Source organism: Roseivirga ehrenbergii (assembly GCF_001593005.1).
Classification (GTDB): domain Bacteria; phylum Bacteroidota; class Bacteroidia; order Cytophagales; family Cyclobacteriaceae; genus Roseivirga; species Roseivirga ehrenbergii.
The window spans coordinates 1-2468 of record NZ_LQZQ01000018.1; the positions used below are offsets into that span (position 1 = coordinate 1).

General features: G+C 38.8%; 1 protein-coding gene. It reads left to right on the forward strand.

Annotation, left to right across the window (positions count from 1 at the left end; translation table 11 throughout):
* Positions 1 to 26: 26 nt before the first annotated feature.
* Complete coding sequence (locus tag MB14_RS09075) at positions 27 to 2366, forward strand: ABC transporter permease (protein ID WP_062591253.1); 2340 nt, start codon at positions 27 to 29, stop codon at positions 2364 to 2366.
* Positions 2367 to 2468: the final 102 nt, after the last annotated feature.

The following is a 2468-nucleotide window of genomic DNA, read 5'->3' on the forward strand; positions in this document are numbered from 1 at the left end:
CGATAACCGATAACCGATAACTGATAATGCTAAAAAGTTACTTCATTACCACATTAAGATCGCTAAAGAAGAACCCGGTTTTCACTTTAGTGAATGTTATTGGTCTGTCCGTTGGTGTGGCAGCCTTTGTATTGATCACGCTGTTTGTGCGCGATGAAATCACTTATGATAAATTTCACACCAAAGTAGATCGCATCTACCGTGGTATTTCGGTCCATGATAGAGGCTTTGTTTTTGGGATGGCTGATCCAGTGATCGATCAAATGAAAAGTAAAATTCCCGGGCTAGAAAAGGCAGCACGAATTGATTTTGGGACAAGGACAATTTTAAAGTACAAGGACGAACTAGTTTTTGAAGATGAACTCTACACAGCCGACCCTGAAATCTTCCAAATCTTCGATTTCCCTCTATTGTATGGAAATGAAAATGATGCGCTGGTTGCCGACAATAGTTTGGTCATCTCAAAATACATTATGAACAAATACTTCGAAGGGAAAAACCCATTGGGCCAAACTTTGAAATTCGCGAATAATGATCAAACTTATATCATTTCAGGTGTATTGCAGGATATTCCTGATAACTCCCGTTTTCAGTTCAATTTTATTAAAACCTTTCCTAAAGTAAACACAGGCAGCCCTTGGCAGCCCAAAGGTTTGTTTTATGGTCTGTTTTCAACACCAATCAATACTGAAGAACTTTCAGCTCAACTAAAAGAAATTGCTAAAGAAGGCGGCTATCCTGGAGTGGATCAAATTAATTTTTTGATTGAGGATTTTGGAGATTTATACTTGGAAAGTGAAAGGTCTTTTACGGCCTCTGGTGTTTCTGGTGACAAACAGTTCATCAATATTTTTGCTATAGTTGGTATTCTCCTTTTGTGCATTGCCTGTATCAATTATATCAATTCGGCTACTGCAAAATCATTTTCTAGGCTGAAAGAAATAGGAGTGCGAAAAGTGGCTGGCGCTAATAACGGGCACATTCAAAAGCAATTTCTGATCGAAACCTTTGTACTGACGCTCATTTCGGTGGCTATAGCTGCAGGTTTGGCTGAAATTTGCTTGCCATTGGTCAATCAGCTCTCAGGAAAACACTTGAGTTTAGATTACTTTAATAACCCTTTCAATCTTGCTTTTATTTTGGGATTAGTTCCTCTAATTACGCTTTTAGCAGGGCTTTATCCTTCTGTTTTTGTGAGTAGATTCAATGCGTTAAAGATTTTTAAAGGTGGGCAAATTCAAGGAAAAGGAAGGCTTCGCAAATCCTTAGTAGTCTTTCAGTTTGCCATTACTCTCGTTTTAGTTTTTGGTACGCTTATCATCAAAAGTCAAGTGCAGTTATTCAAGTCTGGTGACTTAGGGATCGATCCCAAAGGAGTGCTTACAACGGCCAAGCCTAGCAACATAGATTACCCTGTATTTAAATCTGTAATAGAAGGTATAGCGGGAGTCGAAAAAGTAGTGGCCTCTCCATTGCCATATGGACAGAGTACTTCACAAATGCCACTGAATTGGAATATGGATACTGAGAAGGAAGAAATGTTGGTTTCCTACACGTGGACTACTCCTGACTTTGGAAAAGCATTGGGTATCGAAATATTGCAAGGAAGAGATTTTGAAGAAGAGAATTCAGACGATTTTAATAACTCCATTTTAATCAGTGAGGCTGTTGCAAAAAAACTTGCTTGGGAAAATCCGATAGGTCAGTCGGTAGAGGTGTTTAACGATAAATATGAACTGACCAGGCGTACAATTATTGGTGTATATCAAGACATTAATGTCTATTTAAAAACTGGTGCGCCACTGAATGTTATGTTTCCGAGCAGCCAAATCTATAATGTAAATATTAAATTGTCTGGAGAGAATCAAGAGGAAACCATTGCCAAGGTTAATACAGCTTGGAATAAAGAATTTGGGGAAACACCTTTTGAGGTTTCTTATTTAGAAGATCGATTGGCTGCTAACTATGAAAAGGAAGAGCGCTTTGGCCAGATTTTCAATTACTTCTCTTGGTTAGCTATACTAATTGCGGCTTTAGGCACCTTCGGGTTAAGCGCTTATACCATTGCTCAGAAATATAAAGAAATCGGTATCAGAAAGGTACTTGGTGCAAGCGTTTCTGGTATTGTTGTGCGATTGATCAGCAATTATGTTCTCCTCATTTTGGTGGCTATGCTCATTGCTGTGCCAGTGTCATTTTACTTTATGTCGGGTTGGCTGCAAGACTTTGATTTGCGCATTTCGATTTCACCTTTGGTGTTTTTGTCTGGCTTCGGCTTGGCCCTTTTGGTGGTGATACTCACTATAGGATATGAATCGATAAAAGCAGCACTTTCCAACCCAGTAGATATTTTAAGGAATGAATAAGGAAAGAAAATCAGTGGATCGGGAAACAGAAAAATGGAAAGCAGAAAAAATAAGGAGAGTTGGGAACTCAATTTCCCGACAAAAGTTCGCCTTACCTGATTA

Coding starts and splice junctions, on each gene's coding strand:
- MB14_RS09075 (WP_062591253.1), top strand. CDS start 27: ATGCTAAAAAGTTACTTCATTACCACATTAAGATCGCTAAAGAAGAAC.